We start from the raw sequence: 15,579 nt of genomic DNA, 5'->3' as shown, positions 1-15,579 counted from the left end.
CTACTGTCCTTTAGCTGAAAGTGTTGCCTCGACGACACGCATCGCCTCGACGGTTTCTTTAACGTCATGCACTCTGACAATCTGCGCCCCCTGCATCGCCGCGATCACCGCGCAGGCCACGCTGCCGATAACCCGTTGATCCGGCGGCACGTTCAGCAGTTGTCCAATCATCGATTTGCGCGACATGCCGACCAACAGCGGCAAACCGAAACGATGAAATTCCGACAACCGGGCCAGAAGCTGATAGTTGTGCGCCAAATTTTTACCGAAACCGAAGCCTGGGTCGAGCAGCAATTTCTGATTTGTTATCCCCGCCTCGTTACAGCGCCGGATATGGTGCTCGAAAAACGTCTGAACGTCGGCGATCAGATCGTCGTAGTGGGGCGCCTGCTGCATGGTGCGCGGCTGCCCCTGCATGTGCATCAGGCAGACCGGCAAACCGCTTTCCGCCGCCGCCGCCAGGGCGCCCGGCTCCTGCAGCGAACGGATGTCGTTGATCAAATGTGCGCCGGCGTGCGCCGATTCGCGGATCACATCCGCTTTCGAGGTATCGACCGAGATAAAGACTTCAAAACGCTGCGCCAGCGCTTCCACCACCGGCACGACCCGCTCAAGCTCCTCCTCTTCGCTCACTTCCGCCGCCCCCGGTCTTGTCGATTCGCCGCCGATATCAATCATCGTGGCGCCGGCCGAAATCAGCGCGTGCGCATGCACCAGCGCCTGGTTCAGGGTGTTGTGGCGGCCGCCGTCGGAAAACGAATCCGGCGTCACGTTGAGGATGCCCATCACCTGAGGATGGGAGAGATTGAGCGTCATGTCGCGCACGGTTAACTGCATGGTTGGTCCACCTTACTGTTGCCTGGTTCACTGCCCGCCGGGCAAAAAAAACCCCGGCATGCCGGGGTTTGATGTTATTACACAGCTGCTGTTACTTGTCGAGCTGTTCGGACATGGTGTTGCCCGGCGTTGGGGTGCGCGGCTCATCTACCGGCGTCGGGGCTTTCGGGGTTCCACCGTTGTCGGAGCTGTTGCCTTTGTTCGCATCGTCCCAGCCCGCCGGCGGACGCACGTCTTTGCGATTCATCAGATCGTCGATCTGCGGCGCATCGATGGTTTCATACTTCATCAACGCATCCTTCATCGAGTGCAGGATGTCCATGTTTTCCATCAGCAGCGAGCGAGCACGCGTGTAGTTGCGTTCGATCAGCGACTTCACTTCCTGGTCGATGATACGCGCGGTTTCATCCGACATGTGCTTCGCCTTGGCCACGGAACGGCCCAGGAACACTTCGCCCTCTTCTTCCGCATACAGCAGCGGCCCCAGCTTCTCGGAGAAGCCCCATTGGGTCACCATGTTGCGGGCGATGGAGGTCGCCACTTTGATATCGTTCGACGCACCGGTAGAGACTTTTTCCGGCCCGTAGATGATCTCTTCCGCCAGACGACCGCCGTACAGGGTGGAGATTTGGCTCTCCAGCTTCTGACGGCTGGCGCTGATCGCATCCCCTTCCGGCAGGAAGAAGGTCACGCCGAGCGCCCGGCCACGAGGAATGATGGTGACCTTGTGCACCGGATCGTGTTCAGGAACCAGGCGGCCAATGATGGCATGGCCCGCTTCGTGATACGCGGTCGACTCTTTCTGCGCTTCAGTCATCACCATGGAGCGGCGTTCCGCACCCATCATGATCTTGTCTTTGGCTTTCTCGAACTCCACCATCGACACCACGCGCTTGTTGCCGCGGGCGGCGAACAGCGCCGCTTCGTTGACCAGGTTGGCCAGATCGGCACCGGAGAAGCCCGGCGTACCGCGCGCAATGACGGAGGCGTCGATGTCGGCCGCCAACGGCACGCGGCGCATGTGCACCTTCAGGATCTGCTCACGGCCACGCACATCCGGCAGCCCGACCACGACCTGACGGTCGAAACGGCCCGGGCGCAGCAGCGCGGGGTCAAGCACGTCCGGACGGTTGGTCGCCGCGATGACGATGATGCCCTCGTTGCCTTCGAAACCGTCCATCTCAACCAGCATCTGGTTCAGGGTCTGCTCGCGCTCATCGTGACCGCCACCCAGGCCGGCGCCACGCTGGCGACCGACGGCGTCGATTTCATCGATGAAGATGATGCACGGCGCGGCTTTCTTCGCTTGTTCGAACATGTCGCGCACGCGGGATGCACCCACGCCGACGAACATTTCGACGAAGTCGGAACCGGAAATGGTGAAGAACGGTACCTTCGCTTCGCCGGCGATCGCTTTCGCCAACAGCGTTTTACCGGTCCCCGGCGGGCCAACCATCAGCACGCCTTTCGGGATCTTGCCGCCCAGCTTCTGGAAACGGCTCGGTTCGCGCAGGTATTCCACCAGTTCGCTCACCTCTTCTTTCGCTTCGTCACACCCGGCGACATCGGCGAAAGTGGTCTTGATCTGGTCTTCCGTCAGCATGCGGGCCTTGCTCTTGCCGAAGGACATCGCGCCCTTGCCGCCGCCGCCCTGCATTTGCCGCATAAAGAAGATCCAGACCCCGATCAGCAACAGCATCGGGAACCAAGAGATAAAGATAGAAGCCAGCAGGCTCGGCTCTTCAGGCGGCTCGCCGACAACTTTCACATTCTTCGTTAACAACGTATCCAGCAACTTAGGATCGTTGACAGGGATGTAGGTCGTGTATTTGTTACTGTCTTTCTTGGTAACGTTAATTTCACGTCCGTTGATTCGCGCTTCGCGAACCTGGTCCTGGGTCAGTTCGGACATGAAGGTAGAGTAATCCACCCTACGGCCATTCGACTCGCTGGGCCCAAAGCTCTGGAATACAGACATCAACACTACCGCGATGACTAACCAGAGAATTAGGTTTTTCGCCATGTCACTCAAGGGATTAACCTCATCTTACAACTGTGTTAACAAACAGCGTTAGGGTACTACAGTTTGCGCCCTGTCGCTACAATGTACACTTCGCGCGAACGGGCGCGGGAAGCGTCTGGCTTACGAATCTTAACCTTCGTAAACAGGGAGCGAATTTCCCGTAGGTACTCGTCAAAGCCATCTCCCTGGAACACCTTCACCAGGAAACTTCCGCCTGGTGCGAGGACATCACGACACATATCCAGCGCCAACTCCACCAGATACATCGACCTTGGAATATCGACCGCCGGGGTGCCACTCATATTCGGGGCCATATCGGACATGACCACCTGAACCTTACTCTCGCCTACTCGTTCCAACAGTGCCTTCAGCACCAGTTCATCACGAAAATCGCCCTGAAGGAAATCGACGCCAACGATAGGATCCATTGGCAAAATATCACAGGCGATGATGCGCCCGGTACCGCCGATTTGGGTGACCACATACTGCGACCAGCCGCCCGGTGCGGCGCCCAGATCAACCACGGTCATGCCCGGTTTGAACAGTTTGTCGCTCTGCTGTATTTCATCAAGTTTAAACCAGGCACGGGAACGCAGTCCCTTTTTCTGCGCCTGCTGTACATATTTATCGCTAAAGTGTTCTTGTAACCAGCGACTGGAGCTAGCCGAACGCTTTTTATTAGCCATCTCGTTTTCCAACTATCATAAAAAGAGTCTTATGTCAGGGTCGCTGCTCACGTAGACTCACACCGGTGAAGACCGATTTGGTGATATACATGAGATGGCGGTAGAATGTACCGTTTTCAATCCCAACTTAAGCAAAAAAGACAATGAATCTGAATAATAAACAAAAACAGCACCTGAAAGGCCTGGCGCATCCGTTAAAACCGGTGGTGATGCTGGGCAATAACGGTCTTACCGAAGGGGTGCTGGCTGAAATTGAACAGGCTCTGGAGCATCATGAGCTGATCAAGGTAAAAATCGCCGCTGAAGATCGCGAAACCAAGACCCTGATCGCCGACGCTATCGTGCGTGAAACGGGCGCCTGCAATGTGCAAGTTATCGGCAGTACGCTTATTCTTTACCGCCCGTCGAAAGAGCGCAAGATCAGTCTACCGCGTTAATAACCATCAGGTTAACGAAAAGGTGCCATGCGCCTGACCAAGATAAAAGGCCGCTTGCGGCCTTTTTCCTATCTTTACAAAACGTTGGCGCATTAATGACCAACGGTCCCGATCAGAGATACTCGACCTTCAGGATCTCGTATTCCACGTCGCCGCCTGGGGTTTTGATCACCACCACATCGTCTTGCTCTTTGCCGATCAGGCCGCGCGCCATCGGCGAGTTTACCGAAATCAGATTTTTCTTGAAATCGGCCTCATCGTCGCCAACGATGCGGTAAGTCACTTCTTCTTCGCTGTCCAGATTCATCACCGATACGGTGGCGCCGAAGATCACCCGACCGGTGTTCGGCATCTTGGTGATGTCGATCACCTGAGCATTGGACAGCTTGGCTTCGATTTCCTGAATGCGGCCTTCACAGAAACCCTGCTGTTCACGGGCGGCATGGTACTCGGCATTTTCTTTCAAGTCGCCGTGTTCACGCGCTTCAGCGATATCCGCAATGATTTTCGGGCGGCGCACGCTTTTCAGATATTCGAGCTCTTCGCGCAGTTTTTCAGCGCCAAACAAGGTCATCGGAATTTGGTTCATCGTATAAATACCTCTAAATCTTTCCTGTTCAAATAACCGTCATCCTGACGTATTCGTATGAAAACACGGTTGGCATACCGCCACCCGCCTCCAGGCGACAAACAAAAGAAACCTGACTCGGAACGGAGCCCAAGCCAAGATCGGTTTTGCATTTTGATACGCATTTTAGCCTAGAGTTCCTTGAGGGTCATCGTTTACTTTTTCCCTGATTGCACCGTAGTATGACGGCACGTTATCCAGCTGTTATCCCGAGATTATGCGTTTTTCACGAATTGTCAGTGCATTGGCTTGCGCATTTGTTCTGAATGCGAATGCGGCCCCGGTTGAAGAGTACACACAATATCTGCCTGATGGGGCCAACCTTGCCCTGGTCGTTCAGAAGATCGGCGCCGGCTCGCCGACGATCGATTACCACTCTCAGCAAATGGCGCTGCCGGCCAGTACCCAAAAAGTGCTGACGGCGCTGGCGGCATTGCTGCAACTCGGGCCCGATTACCGTTTCACCACCACGCTGGAGAGCCAGGGCGATATCCGCGACGGCGTGCTGCGCGGCAACCTGATCGCTCGCTTCAGCGGCGATCCGACCTTCAAACGCCAGAGCCTGCGCAATATGGTGGCCGTCCTGAAAAAGCAAGGCGTGCGCCAAATCAGCGGCGATGTGCTGGTCGATACCTCGGTCTTCGCCAGCCATGACAAAGCGCCCGGCTGGCCGTGGAACGATCTGACGCAGTGCTTCAGCGCGCCGCCGGCCGCCGCCATCGTCGATCGCAACTGTTTCTCGGTCTCGCTGTACAGCGCGCCGAATCCGGGCGACATGGCGTTTATCCGCGTCGCCTCCTATTATCCGGTTAATATGTTTAGCCAGGTGCGCACCCTGGCGCGCGGCTCGGCAGACGCGCAGTACTGCGAGCTGGACGTGGTGCCGGGCGAGCTGAACCGCTTTACCCTGACCGGCTGCCTGACGCAGCGCAGCGAGCCGTTGCCGCTGGCCTTCGCCATCCAGGACGGCGCCAGCTATGCGGGCGCCATCTTGAAAGACGAGCTGACGCAGGCCGGCATCCAGCTCGACGGACATTTGAAACGCCAGACGCGTCCCGGCATTACCGGCACGGTGATCGCGCAAACCCAGTCGGCACCGCTGCACGATCTGTTGAAGATCATGCTGAAAAAGTCGGACAACATGATTGCCGATACCGTCTTCCGCACCATCGGCCATGAGCGCTTCGGCGTGCCGGGCACCTGGCGAGCGGGCTCCGATGCGGTGCGCCAGGTGCTGCGCCAAAAGGCCGGCATCGATCTGGGCAATACCATCATCGCCGACGGTTCCGGCCTGTCGCGCCACAACCTGCTGGCCCCGGCGACCATGATGCAGGCGCTGCAGTACATCGCGCAGCACGACAACGAGCTGAACTTTATCTCGATGCTGCCGCTGTCCGGCTATGACGGCACCCTGCGCTACCGCGGCGGCCTGCATGAAGCCGGCGTCGACGGCAAGGTGTCGGCCAAGACCGGCGCGCTGCAGGGCGTCTACAACCTGGCGGGCTTCATCACGACCGCCAGCGGCCAGCGCATGGCCTTCGTGCAGTATCTCTCCGGCTACGCCGTGCCGCCGGAAGATCAGAAACAGCGCCGCGCGCCGCTGGTGCGCTTCGAAAGCCGCCTGTATCGGGATATTTACCAAAACAACTGAGGGTCATCATGAAGCTGCTGGTCGTTGAAGATGATGAACTGCTGCAACAGGGGCTGGCGTTGGCGCTGACCGGCGAGGGTTACGTCTGCGACTGCGCCGCCACGGCGGCGGAGGCCAACAGCCTGCTCATCACCAGCCAATACAGCATGGTGATCCTGGATCTCGGCCTGCCGGATATGGACGGCGCGGCGCTGCTGCGGCAGTGGCGCCGCCAGCAGATCGATCTGCCGGTGCTGATCCTGACCGCCCGCGACGCCCTGGAAGATCGCGTCGACGGGCTGGACGCCGGCGCCGACGACTACCTGGTCAAACCCTTCGCGCTGGTTGAGCTGCAGGCGCGCGTGCGCGCCCTCCTGCGGCGCTACCAGGGCCACAGCGACAATCTGATGCAGGTGGATGACCTGCAGTTGAACCTCTCCAGCCAGCAGGTCTACCTGCAGCAACAGCCGGTGGAAGTCACGCCAAAAGAGTTCGCCATTCTGTCGCGCCTGATCATGCGTGCCGGGCAGACGGTCAACCGTGAGCTCCTGCAACAAGATCTCTACACCTGGCAAGACGACCTGGGCTCCAACACGCTGGAAGTGCACATCCACAACCTGCGCCGTAAACTGGGCAAGGATCGCATCCGCACCGTGCGCGGCATCGGCTACCGCCTGGAACCTTCCTCATGATCAGCATGCGCCGCCGCCTGCTGCTGATGTTGGCGCTGATCCTGTTGGTCACGCAGCTCATCAGCGCCTTCTGGCTGTGGCACGAAAGCCAGGAACAGATCAGCTTCCTGGTGGACGAAACCCTGTCCGCCAAAGTGCGCAGCGAGCGCGTCGATACCGAGATCGCCGAAGCCATCGCCTCGCTGTTGGCGCCTTCGCTGATCATGATGATCGTGACCCTGCTGGCGTCTTTCTGGGCCATCAGCTGGATCACCCGCCCGCTCAACCAATTGCAGCAGCGGCTGGAAAAGCGCTCTGCCGATAACCTGACGCCGCTGCCCATCACCAGCGACAGCCAGGAAATGGTGGCGGTCACCAATGCGCTCAATCAGCTATTCTCGCGGCTGGACAACACCATTCAGCAGGAACGCCTGTTCACCGCCGACGCCGCCCACGAGCTGCGCACGCCGCTGGCCGGCATCCGCCTGCATCTGGAACTGATGGAAAAACAGGGCGTCAAGGGCAGCCAGGCGCTGATCGCCCGCATCGATCAACTGATGCACACCGTCGAGCAACTGCTGATGCTGTCGCGCGCCGGGCAAGACTTTGCCAGCGGCCATTACCAGCATTTCGATTGGGTAGCCGATGTGATCCAGCCGCTGCGTGAAGAGCTCGACGAAATGACCGCCCAACGCGGGCAAACGCTGGCCTGGCAATTGCCGGCCGCCGCCGCGGTGAACGGCGATCCGGTGCTGCTGCGGCTGCTGCTGCGCAACCTGGTCGAAAACGCCCACCGATACGGCCCGGAAGGTGGCGCGATACAGGTGCGGTTAACGCCGCAGGACCGCGGTTATCTGCTGCAGGTCATCGACGATGGCCCGGGGATCAAGGAAGAGATGGTCGGGGAGCTGACGCAGGCGTTTCGCCGCATGGATCAACGCTACGGCGGCAGCGGACTGGGCTTGAATATCGTGATCCGCATCGTGCAGCTGCACCAGGGGCGCTTGACGCTGGAAAACCGCCGCGATGCGCGCGGCCTGAATGCCCAGTGTTGGCTGCCGGAAAAGGCGCTCAAATAACAAGGGCCCAGCGTTGCTGAGCCCTTTATCATCGAATTACTTCTGGTAAATGATTTCGACGCCTTCGTCGTCGTCTTCGTCCCAGTCGTCATCCCAGTCGTCATCCGCTTCCGATTCCATCTCCGCCAGCTGTTCGCGGTGATAGTCGTCCCACATGAATTCGACTTTTTCCGGCGCGCTTTCTTCGATCGCCATCGCTTTCGGCTGGGTGTTGATGAAGTTCATCACGTCCCAGCACAGCGCGTTGACGCCTTCGCGGTTGGCGGCGGAGATCATGTAGTACTTTCCTTCCCAGCCCATGCCTTCCACAATCGCCTTGGCGCGTTCGGCAGCTTCTTCCTCACCAATCACATCAATTTTGTTGAACACCAGCCAGCGTGGCTTCTGCGCCAGATTTTCGCTGTATTGGTTCAACTCGTTGATGATGACTTTGGCGTTTTCCACCGGATCGGATTCGTCGATCGGCGCAATGTCCACCAGGTGCAACAGCACGCGGCAACGCTCCAGGTGTTTCAGGAAGCGAATGCCCAGGCCAGCGCCTTCGGAGGCGCCCTCGATCAGCCCCGGAATGTCGGCGACCACAAAGCTCTGCTCGTGGTCCATGCGCACCACGCCCAGGCTTGGCACCAGCGTGGTAAACGGATAATCGGCCACCTTCGGCTTGGCGGCGGACACCGCGCGGATGAAGGTCGATTTGCCGGCGTTCGGCAGCCCCAGCATGCCCACATCGGCCAGCAGCAACAGCTCCAGCAACAGATCGCGCGCTTCGCCGGCGGTGCCCAGCGTCTTCTGACGCGGCGCACGGTTGACCGACGATTTGAAACGGGTGTTACCCAGACCGTGCCAGCCGCCTTTGGCGACCATCAGTTTCTGCTCGTGACGGGTCATGTCGCCGAGGATCTCGCCGGTGCCCTGATCCTTCACGCGCGTGCCGACCGGCACCTTGATGATGACGTCTTTACCGCGTTTACCGGTACAGTCGCGGCTCTGGCCATTCTGACCGCGCTCGGCGCGGAAAGACTTCTCAAAACGGTAGTCGATCAGGGTATTGAGGTTCTCGTCCGCCAGCAGGTAGACGTCACCGCCGTCGCCGCCGTCGCCGCCGTCAGGCCCACCGTTAGGGATATATTTTTCGCGGCGGAAGCTGACGCATCCGTTGCCGCCATCGCCTGCAACGACCAGAATCGCTGCTTCATCTACAAACTTCATTTACCGTCTCCGTAAATCATTCACCGGGCTGCTTCAAAGGAGCAACCTGGGGGGGTTCTGCCCGTCGCGGCCACCACCGGTGACCAATTGCGGAAAACATAGCGCCCGCCACGACCACAAACGCGCCAACATAGCCGACGAGATTTAACGTCGGCGCGGCGAACGCCTGGGGCCAGGCCAGCGCCAATAAATCAGAAAACAGCAGGGTAAACAGCGGGGTCAGCGTCACCAACGCACTCACCTGCGCCGCCTGCCAGCGCGCCATCGCTTCCGCCAGCGCGCCATAGCCGATCAACGTGTTGGCGCCGCAAAACAGCAGGCACGCCAATTGCCAGCCGCTAAGCTGGAAAATCACCTCGGGTTTGGCCAGAGGGAACAACGCCATCGCACATAAAGTGTACAACATAACCAGGATCTGCGGCGAAGCCAGCCGTCGCAGCAATACCTTCTGCGCCACGCCGTAGCTCACCCAGACCATCGCCGCACACACGCCCAGCATGACGCCCAGCGTGTAGTCCGTCAGCCGGGTAAAGATCTCTATCAGACTGACGTTGAAAAACAACATCAGTCCACAAATCAGCATCAAGGCGCCAATGACCTGGGTGATGCGCATGCGCTCTTTTAAAATCAGCACGCTGGCGAACATCATGCCCACCGGCGACAGCTGGCCAATCACCTGCGACGCCGTCGGGCTCAGGTATTGCAGCGAGGAACTGAAGAACACAAAGTTGCCCAACAGCCCCGCCGTGGCGATCGCCAACAGCAGCAGCCAACGCGGTTGACGGAACATCTTCAGCGGCGGCAGCTTGCCGCGCACCGCGAGGATCACGCCCAAACCGATGGCGGCCATGGTAAAGCGATACCAAACGACGGTAAACGGCTCCATCACCGCCAACACTTCTTTCATCGCGATCGGCAACGCGCCCCAGCAAACCGCCGTGGTTAACGCCAGGGAAATACCCACGCCGACCTGCTGCTTCGTATCCATATTACCTTCGCCAACGCTGACGGGGCTGCCCGCAGGCAACCCATAAATGTAAAAAGCCCCGCAACGAATTGCGGGGCTTACATCTATTTCGTAAGGCTCGAAAAATTATTCAGCTTCGATGCTGATGAATTTACGATTGCTCGGGCCTTTAACTTCGAATTTGACTTTACCGTCTTTCAAAGCAAACAGAGTGTGGTCTTTGCCGCAACCCACGTTGGTACCAGCGTGGAATTTGGTGCCGCGCTGACGAACGATGATGCTGCCTGCCAGTACTGCTTCGCCGCCAAAGCGTTTTACGCCCAGACGTTTAGCTTCTGAATCGCGACCGTTACGAGTCGAGCCGCCAGCCTTTTTGTGTGCCATTAATCCGCTCTCCTAACTTAAGCGCTGATGCCGGTGATTTTAACGTCAGTGAACCACTGACGGTGGCCCTGCTGCTTACGGTGGTGTTTACGACGACGAAACTTAACAATTTTAATTTTCTCGCCACGACCGTGAGCAACGACTTCAGCTTTGATCTTGCCGCCATCGACGAAAGGAACGCCGATTTTGATATCTTCGCCATTAGCGATCATCAGAATCTGGTCAAACTCAACCGCTTCACCAGTTGCGATGTCCAGCTTTTCCAAGCGAACGGTCTGACCTTCGCTTACTCGGTGTTGTTTACCACCACTTTGGAAAACCGCGTACATATAAAACTCCGCTTTCCGCGTGCCCGACTGTGTTAGTTCAGAGCGCGCTATAAATATTCACAATAGGGCGCGAATTCTACGCAAAAAAGCGGCGCATGACAAGAGCAGAATAAGACCAGATGTACAAAAAAGAAGAAAAAAAACACAGTTTCTTTCGTGGCGTTTATCTGAACCGTTTTTCAAGTACAATCATAGGGACAGTTACCGCCATGTACCGATGTGAGCAGCGATCTCAACGCGGTGAAGAGAAACACAGCTGAAAAAAACACAATGAACCTAGAGCAAATTACCGAGTTAACCGCGCAAGATATGGCGGCCGTGAACGCAACAATTCTCGAACAGCTGAATTCCGATGTCACGCTCATCAATCAGCTTGGCTATTACATTATCAGCGGTGGCGGTAAACGCATCCGGCCGATGATCGCCGTCCTGGCGGCGCGCGCGTTGGGCTATGAAGGCAACAAGCACGTCACCGTCGCCGCCCTGATCGAATTCATCCATACCGCCACGCTGCTGCATGATGACGTCGTCGACGAATCGGACATGCGCCGCGGCAAAGCCACCGCCAACGCTGCGTTCGGCAACGCCGCCAGCGTGCTGGTCGGCGACTTTATCTATACCCGCGCCTTCCAGATGATGACCAGCCTGGAATCGCTGCGCGTGCTGGCGCTGATGTCGGAGGCGGTCAACGTCATCGCCGAAGGCGAAGTGCTGCAGTTGATGAATGTGCACGATCCTGACATCAGCGAAGAAAGCTATATGCGGGTGATCTACAGCAAAACCGCCCGTCTGTTTGAGGCGGCGGCGCAATCGTCGGCGATCCTGTCCGGCGCCAACGCCGAGCAAGAGAAGGCGCTGCAAGATTATGGCCGATACCTCGGCACCGCTTTCCAGCTGATCGACGATCTGCTCGACTACAGCGCCGACGGCAGCACCCTGGGCAAAAACACCGGTGACGATCTGAATGAAGGGAAACCGACCCTGCCGCTGCTGCACGCGATGCACAACGGCGACGACGCACAGCGTGAGATGATCCGTGGCGCGATTGAGCAAGGCAACGGTCGTCATCTGCTGGAGCCGGTATTGCAGGCGATGCAACAATGCGGTTCGCTGGAATACACTCGCCAACGCGCCGAGGAAGAAGCCGACAAGGCGATCGCCGCGCTGCAGGTCTTGCCGGCCTCGGAGCACCGCACGGCGCTGGAAGGCCTGGCGCATCTGGCAGTGCAACGCGACTTTTAAGAAACAAAAGTTTCTTAACGTTCTTATCAGGCCCGCTGAGGCGGGCCTGTCTAGGTATTGTTCTCTTCGTCAATGCGCGCCAGCAGGCCGCCTATCCCTTCCCGCATCAGGAAAGCCACCATTTTCTCGCGCTCGCTCTCCGTCAAATGGTAGTAATACTCGATCCATACCGCTAACGGATCCTGGCGTTCTACGTCATACGCCGCCCCATCTTCTTTCAGCATCAGCAGGTTGCGCGCGCCAGGCGGCAGGCTGTCGATATGATACTCCAACGCTTTTCCCTGCACGCCTTTACGCCTGCGGCTTATCCAGCCTTCGCGCCGGGCCATCAGATTGATTCCCTGTGGTGAGGAAGGTAATCCTGCGATGCCTGTCAGTTCCTTGGCGGCAAACCACTCGTTTTTCATAGCCATCATCTCTGGGCAATAGTGGGCAAAGTCATTTTTGGAAATTACTTGGGTATTTTTTAGGAAATTTAATGGTATTCTTGTTTCCGAATAAGCGTTTCACGTTGTTCAAACGCCTAACCCTGATCCGTTAGTTATACCACTAACGCAACTTTGGCTAATCAGAAAAGGAATGTAAACATGAATTCAAGGAACCCAGATTGGCATCCGGCAGATATCATCGCGGCGTTACGCAAACAGGGCACCACGCTGGCGGCGGTGTCGCGCAAGGCCGGATTAAGCTCATCAACGCTGGCCAACGCGCTATCGCGTCCCTGGCCGAAGGGGGAATGGCTGATCGCCGAAGCAATCGGCATCCATCCATCGGAGATCTGGCCAAGCCGCTATTATGATCCGCACAGCGATTGCCTGCTGGATCGAAAAGCCCGCATCAAATCGTGAACGCGGGGCAAAAAAAACCGCCGGAACAGCGTCCGGCGGCGTTTATCGGCTGACTATCGGCGACGATCAGTTATTGATGAACTTCTCGCCCAGTTCGATATCTTTGTGCAGCACGTCCAGCATCTCATTCAGCGCTTTCTGTTCGAAGGCGCTCAGCGTGCCGATATCCTTGCGTTCTTCAACACCGTTTTTACCCAGCACCAGCGGCTGTGCGAAGAAGCGAGCGTATTTGCCGTCGCCTTCAACGTAAGCGCATTCCACAACGCCTTTCTCGCCCTGCAGTGCGCGCACCAGAGACAGACCGAAACGCGCGGCCGCCTGGCCCATGGACAGCGTAGCAGACCCGCCACCGGCTTTGGCTTCCACCACTTCGGTGCCGGCGTTCTGAATGCGTTTGGTCAGATCCGCCACTTCCTGATCGGTGAAGCTCACGCCAGGGATCTGCGACAGCAGAGGCAGGATAGTCACACCAGAGTGGCCGCCGATGACCGGCACGTTCAACTCTTCCGGCTGCTTGCCTTTCAGCTCGGCCACGAAGGTGTTGGAACGGATGATATCCAGCGAAGTCACGCCGAACAGTTTGTTCTTGTCGTAAACGCCGGCTTTTTTCAGCACTTCCGCCGCGATGGCGACCGTGGTGTTAACCGGGTTGGTGATGATGCCGATGCAGGCTTTCGGGCAGGTTTTCGCCACTTGCTCAATCAGGTTACGCACGATGCCGGCGTTAACGTTGAACAGGTCAGAGCGATCCATGCCTGGCTTACGGGCCACGCCGGCGGAAATCAGCACCACGTCCGCACCCTGCAGAGCCGGGGTCGCGTCTTCGCCGCTGAAGCCTTTGATTTTAACTGCGGTTGGGATGTGGCTTAAGTCGACGGCAACGCCTGGGGTAACGGGGGCAATGTCGTAGAGAGAGAGTTCAGAACCTGAAGGAAGCTGGGTTTTGAGTAGAAGGGCGAGGGCCTGGCCGATACCGCCAGCAGCACCGAGAACTGCAACTTTCATCCTATACTCCTTTATTGTCTTAAATATATAAAGCGCCGTGAATGTGTTGGTGACGGACCTTAAATTATTACACCTTTAAAAACAATAAATTAGCTAATTGTTGCCTGCAGGTGCAATAAAATGACCGCTGTCGCGCCCATTTTAGATTAAATCGCTTACGCATGAAGGGCATAGCGCACACTAATCAAAAATAGTGCGAGGTTATTCACGAGCAAGTTAACCGGCCGTTACATTACACCCTTACGCAACATCAGAACAACATCATTTTAATAACATTTTATTTACCAGCGCAGGCCGATTTTCCGACGTCAAAAGGGCATATTCATCACGGCCGGATTTTGTTAAAATGCCGCCCTTTCCTCGCCGCCCGGTCATGTTTATTTTCTTTGGGTCGGCCTTTGTTGCATAAAAATTCATCTATATGCATAATCATGACTTCCATTATCAACATTCCACGGTGCAAAATGCGTAATCCCGCAAAACAGGAAGATCTGATCAAGACGTTCAAAGCGTTATTGAAAGAAGAAAAATTCAGTTCTCAAGGCGAGATCGTTTTGGCGCTGCAAGAAGAAGGCTTCGAAAACATTAACCAATCCAAAGTATCGCGCATGCTGACCAAGTTCGGTGCGGTACGTACGCGCAATGCCAAAATGGAAATGGTGTATTGCCTTCCTGCCGAACTCGGCGTGCCGACCACCACCAGCCCGCTGAAGAACCTGGTGCTGGACGTCGACCATAACGACGCCGTCGTGGTGATCCACACCAGTCCGGGCGCCGCACAGCTGATCGCCCGCCTGCTTGACTCCTTGGGCAAATCCCAGGGCATCCTCGGCACTATCGCCGGCGACGACACGATTTTCGTCACGCCGTCCAGCGGCTTTACCGCTCAGAAGCTGCATGAAGCGATCTTGGGCGTGTTCGAGCAAGAGCTGTGAAACCTGGCGCTAACAAAGTGCGGCTACCGCCCGCATTTTGTTAGCGCTTCTTTAACCCTCGCGTTACCTTTCCGGCCTTCAACCGCGTTTAACACTGCTTTTTTATCCCGCAACAACACATTTCCATGACATATCCATGTAACCAGCAGTACCCACTGTGATCTTCCGCACTTTTGGTCAAAAGCACTTACCTTATTGAAATTACATAAATTTAACATCGAAAGATCGTTTTATGAGCGTTTTTTATTCCTTGTAGTTATAAAAAATAAGGTTCATCGGTTTAAAGTTTCACTAGCAACTGTTAGCGAACTATTAATTTTTCACGTTACTAGCTGTATACTCATTTCCGTGAACTGAATCACAGTTCGTTGGAACTGATAAAAGAATACGATGAGGTGAGATGATGAAAATTAAAGCTACCGTTGCAACCCTGAGCGTTCTGTCCATGCTTTCCTTTGGCGCATTCGCAGCACAATCTGTTGACGCAACCCAGGCCGCAAAACTGCAGCCCGCCGGTGTGATCACCGTGAGCGGCGTCGCCGCTGCGCCTTCCGACATTCGTCAGGCGCTGTCCGATAAAGCCGACGCCAAAGGGGCAACCGCTTACCGCGTGATCGAAGCGCGCAACGACGGCAACTTCCACGCGACCGCTGAAATCTACAAATAAGT

General features: G+C 56.8%; 18 protein-coding genes. 8 read left to right on the top strand and 10 right to left on the bottom strand.

Features of this window, described 5'->3' with window-relative positions:
- The 3 genes from folP to rlmE all read right to left on the bottom strand — a co-directional run bounded on the left by folP (position 1) and on the right by rlmE (position 3,546).
- On the bottom strand, positions 1 to 837 hold the full coding sequence (gene folP, locus CPH57_RS22870) for a dihydropteroate synthase (RefSeq protein WP_096242738.1): 837 nt from the start codon (positions 835 to 837) through the stop codon (positions 1 to 3).
- Positions 838 to 928: 91 nt separating this feature from the next.
- Positions 929 to 2,860, bottom strand: coding sequence for an ATP-dependent zinc metalloprotease FtsH (gene ftsH / locus CPH57_RS22865; RefSeq protein ID WP_004933529.1), 1,932 nt, complete (start codon positions 2,858 to 2,860; stop codon positions 929 to 931).
- 56 nt (positions 2,861 to 2,916) lie between these two features.
- A complete protein-coding gene (gene rlmE / locus CPH57_RS22860) occupies positions 2,917 to 3,546 on the bottom strand; it encodes a 23S rRNA (uridine(2552)-2'-O)-methyltransferase RlmE (protein ID WP_004933533.1) in 630 nt (209 codons plus the stop codon).
- A gap of 143 nt (positions 3,547 to 3,689) precedes the next feature.
- On the opposite strand from rlmE, the gene yhbY reads away from it, so the two are divergent.
- Positions 3,690 to 3,983, top strand: a complete 294-nt coding sequence (gene yhbY, locus CPH57_RS22855) for a ribosome assembly RNA-binding protein YhbY (protein ID WP_004933536.1) — start codon at positions 3,690 to 3,692, stop codon at positions 3,981 to 3,983.
- A 112-nt stretch (positions 3,984 to 4,095) separates the two neighbouring features.
- Here the strand turns inward: yhbY and greA are convergent, their stop codons facing one another.
- The gene (gene greA, locus CPH57_RS22850; RefSeq protein WP_004933539.1) at positions 4,096 to 4,572 is read right to left on the bottom strand and encodes a transcription elongation factor GreA; all 477 of its coding nucleotides are present in this window, start codon (positions 4,570 to 4,572) and stop codon (positions 4,096 to 4,098) included.
- Positions 4,573 to 4,828: 256 nt separating this feature from the next.
- Between greA and dacB the strand changes: the two genes are divergently transcribed.
- The 3 genes from dacB to pmrB are packed head-to-tail and all read left to right on the top strand — an operon-like array spanning position 4,829 to position 7,991.
- Entirely contained in the window at positions 4,829 to 6,262 is a 1,434-nt protein-coding gene (gene dacB, locus CPH57_RS22845) for a serine-type D-Ala-D-Ala carboxypeptidase (RefSeq protein WP_096242737.1), read from the top strand.
- A gap of 8 nt (positions 6,263 to 6,270) precedes the next feature.
- Complete coding sequence (pmrA, locus tag CPH57_RS22840) at positions 6,271 to 6,933, top strand: two-component system response regulator PmrA (protein ID WP_033641655.1); 663 nt, start codon at positions 6,271 to 6,273, stop codon at positions 6,931 to 6,933.
- Positions 6,930 to 7,991, top strand: a complete 1,062-nt coding sequence (gene pmrB, locus CPH57_RS22835) for a two-component system sensor histidine kinase PmrB (protein WP_033641653.1) — start codon at positions 6,930 to 6,932, stop codon at positions 7,989 to 7,991. Before pmrA ends, pmrB begins: the two co-directional genes overlap by 4 nt.
- 36 nt (positions 7,992 to 8,027) lie before the next feature.
- Here the strand turns inward: pmrB and cgtA are convergent, their stop codons facing one another.
- From cgtA to rplU, 4 genes are all read right to left on the bottom strand, one after another.
- Positions 8,028 to 9,200 carry an Obg family GTPase CgtA gene (gene cgtA, locus CPH57_RS22830; protein WP_033641651.1) on the bottom strand — a complete coding sequence of 391 codons (1,173 nt, stop codon included), beginning with the start codon at positions 9,198 to 9,200 and terminating at the stop codon, positions 8,028 to 8,030.
- Between the two features lie 16 nt (positions 9,201 to 9,216).
- Positions 9,217 to 10,188: a DMT family transporter gene (locus CPH57_RS22825; RefSeq protein WP_033641649.1), complete on the bottom strand. Its 972-nt coding sequence runs from the start codon at positions 10,186 to 10,188 to the stop codon at positions 9,217 to 9,219.
- 105 nt (positions 10,189 to 10,293) lie between these two features.
- Positions 10,294 to 10,551, bottom strand: coding sequence for a 50S ribosomal protein L27 (rpmA, locus tag CPH57_RS22820; RefSeq protein ID WP_004933559.1), 258 nt, complete (start codon positions 10,549 to 10,551; stop codon positions 10,294 to 10,296).
- Positions 10,552 to 10,568: 17 nt separating this feature from the next.
- Entirely contained in the window at positions 10,569 to 10,880 is a 312-nt protein-coding gene (gene rplU, locus CPH57_RS22815) for a 50S ribosomal protein L21 (RefSeq protein WP_004933561.1), read from the bottom strand.
- Positions 10,881 to 11,150: 270 nt separating this feature from the next.
- Here rplU and ispB point away from each other — a divergent pair, with 270 nt between their 5' ends.
- Positions 11,151 to 12,122 (top strand): octaprenyl diphosphate synthase, encoded by a 972-nt coding sequence (gene ispB, locus CPH57_RS22810; RefSeq protein ID WP_033641648.1) that lies wholly within the window; start codon positions 11,151 to 11,153, stop codon positions 12,120 to 12,122.
- A gap of 50 nt (positions 12,123 to 12,172) precedes the next feature.
- On the opposite strand, the gene CPH57_RS22805 is transcribed toward ispB, so the two are convergent.
- The gene (locus CPH57_RS22805) at positions 12,173 to 12,529 is read right to left on the bottom strand and encodes a DNA-binding protein (protein ID WP_033651481.1); all 357 of its coding nucleotides are present in this window, start codon (positions 12,527 to 12,529) and stop codon (positions 12,173 to 12,175) included.
- Positions 12,530 to 12,709: 180 nt separating this feature from the next.
- On the opposite strand from CPH57_RS22805, the gene CPH57_RS22800 reads away from it, so the two are divergent.
- Entirely contained in the window at positions 12,710 to 12,970 is a 261-nt protein-coding gene (locus tag CPH57_RS22800; RefSeq protein WP_004933567.1) for a helix-turn-helix transcriptional regulator, read from the top strand.
- Positions 12,971 to 13,036: 66 nt separating this feature from the next.
- On the opposite strand, the gene mdh is transcribed toward CPH57_RS22800, so the two are convergent.
- A complete protein-coding gene (gene mdh / locus CPH57_RS22795; protein WP_033636811.1) occupies positions 13,037 to 13,975 on the bottom strand; it encodes a malate dehydrogenase in 939 nt (312 codons plus the stop codon).
- A 464-nt stretch (positions 13,976 to 14,439) separates the two neighbouring features.
- Here mdh and argR point away from each other — a divergent pair, with 464 nt between their 5' ends.
- Positions 14,440 to 14,910: a transcriptional regulator ArgR gene (argR, locus tag CPH57_RS22790; protein WP_016929335.1), complete on the top strand. Its 471-nt coding sequence runs from the start codon at positions 14,440 to 14,442 to the stop codon at positions 14,908 to 14,910.
- Between the two features lie 403 nt (positions 14,911 to 15,313).
- Positions 15,314 to 15,577 (top strand): peroxide/acid stress response protein YhcN, encoded by a 264-nt coding sequence (yhcN, locus tag CPH57_RS22785; protein WP_004933574.1) that lies wholly within the window; start codon positions 15,314 to 15,316, stop codon positions 15,575 to 15,577.
- The last annotated feature ends 2 nt before the right edge of the window (positions 15,578 to 15,579 follow it).

The organism is Serratia sp. JKS000199 (assembly GCF_900215455.1).
Taxonomy (GTDB): Bacteria; Pseudomonadota; Gammaproteobacteria; order Enterobacterales; family Enterobacteriaceae; genus Serratia; species Serratia ureilytica.
The sequence above is the reverse complement of the archived record's forward strand: the minus strand, read 5'-3'. Positions and strand labels throughout refer to the sequence as shown.

What these genes read in the sequence shown, in the direction of transcription:
- folP (WP_096242738.1), bottom strand. Translation starts at nt 837, where the DNA reads ATGCAGTTAACCGTGCGCGACATGACGCTCAATCTCTCCCATCCTCAG.
- ftsH (WP_004933529.1), bottom strand. Translation starts at nt 2,860, where the DNA reads ATGGCGAAAAACCTAATTCTCTGGTTAGTCATCGCGGTAGTGTTGATG.
- rlmE (WP_004933533.1), bottom strand. Translation starts at nt 3,546, where the DNA reads ATGGCTAATAAAAAGCGTTCGGCTAGCTCCAGTCGCTGGTTACAAGAA.
- yhbY (WP_004933536.1), top strand. Translation starts at nt 3,690, where the DNA reads ATGAATCTGAATAATAAACAAAAACAGCACCTGAAAGGCCTGGCGCAT.
- greA (WP_004933539.1), bottom strand. Translation starts at nt 4,572, where the DNA reads ATGAACCAAATTCCGATGACCTTGTTTGGCGCTGAAAAACTGCGCGAA.
- dacB (WP_096242737.1), top strand. Translation starts at nt 4,829, where the DNA reads ATGCGTTTTTCACGAATTGTCAGTGCATTGGCTTGCGCATTTGTTCTG.
- pmrA (WP_033641655.1), top strand. Translation starts at nt 6,271, where the DNA reads ATGAAGCTGCTGGTCGTTGAAGATGATGAACTGCTGCAACAGGGGCTG.
- pmrB (WP_033641653.1), top strand. Translation starts at nt 6,930, where the DNA reads ATGATCAGCATGCGCCGCCGCCTGCTGCTGATGTTGGCGCTGATCCTG.
- cgtA (WP_033641651.1), bottom strand. Translation starts at nt 9,200, where the DNA reads ATGAAGTTTGTAGATGAAGCAGCGATTCTGGTCGTTGCAGGCGATGGC.
- CPH57_RS22825 (WP_033641649.1), bottom strand. Translation starts at nt 10,188, where the DNA reads ATGGATACGAAGCAGCAGGTCGGCGTGGGTATTTCCCTGGCGTTAACC.
- rpmA (WP_004933559.1), bottom strand. Translation starts at nt 10,551, where the DNA reads ATGGCACACAAAAAGGCTGGCGGCTCGACTCGTAACGGTCGCGATTCA.
- rplU (WP_004933561.1), bottom strand. Translation starts at nt 10,880, where the DNA reads ATGTACGCGGTTTTCCAAAGTGGTGGTAAACAACACCGAGTAAGCGAA.
- ispB (WP_033641648.1), top strand. Translation starts at nt 11,151, where the DNA reads ATGAACCTAGAGCAAATTACCGAGTTAACCGCGCAAGATATGGCGGCC.
- CPH57_RS22805 (WP_033651481.1), bottom strand. Translation starts at nt 12,529, where the DNA reads ATGAAAAACGAGTGGTTTGCCGCCAAGGAACTGACAGGCATCGCAGGA.
- CPH57_RS22800 (WP_004933567.1), top strand. Translation starts at nt 12,710, where the DNA reads ATGAATTCAAGGAACCCAGATTGGCATCCGGCAGATATCATCGCGGCG.
- mdh (WP_033636811.1), bottom strand. Translation starts at nt 13,975, where the DNA reads ATGAAAGTTGCAGTTCTCGGTGCTGCTGGCGGTATCGGCCAGGCCCTC.
- argR (WP_016929335.1), top strand. Translation starts at nt 14,440, where the DNA reads ATGCGTAATCCCGCAAAACAGGAAGATCTGATCAAGACGTTCAAAGCG.
- yhcN (WP_004933574.1), top strand. Translation starts at nt 15,314, where the DNA reads ATGAAAATTAAAGCTACCGTTGCAACCCTGAGCGTTCTGTCCATGCTT.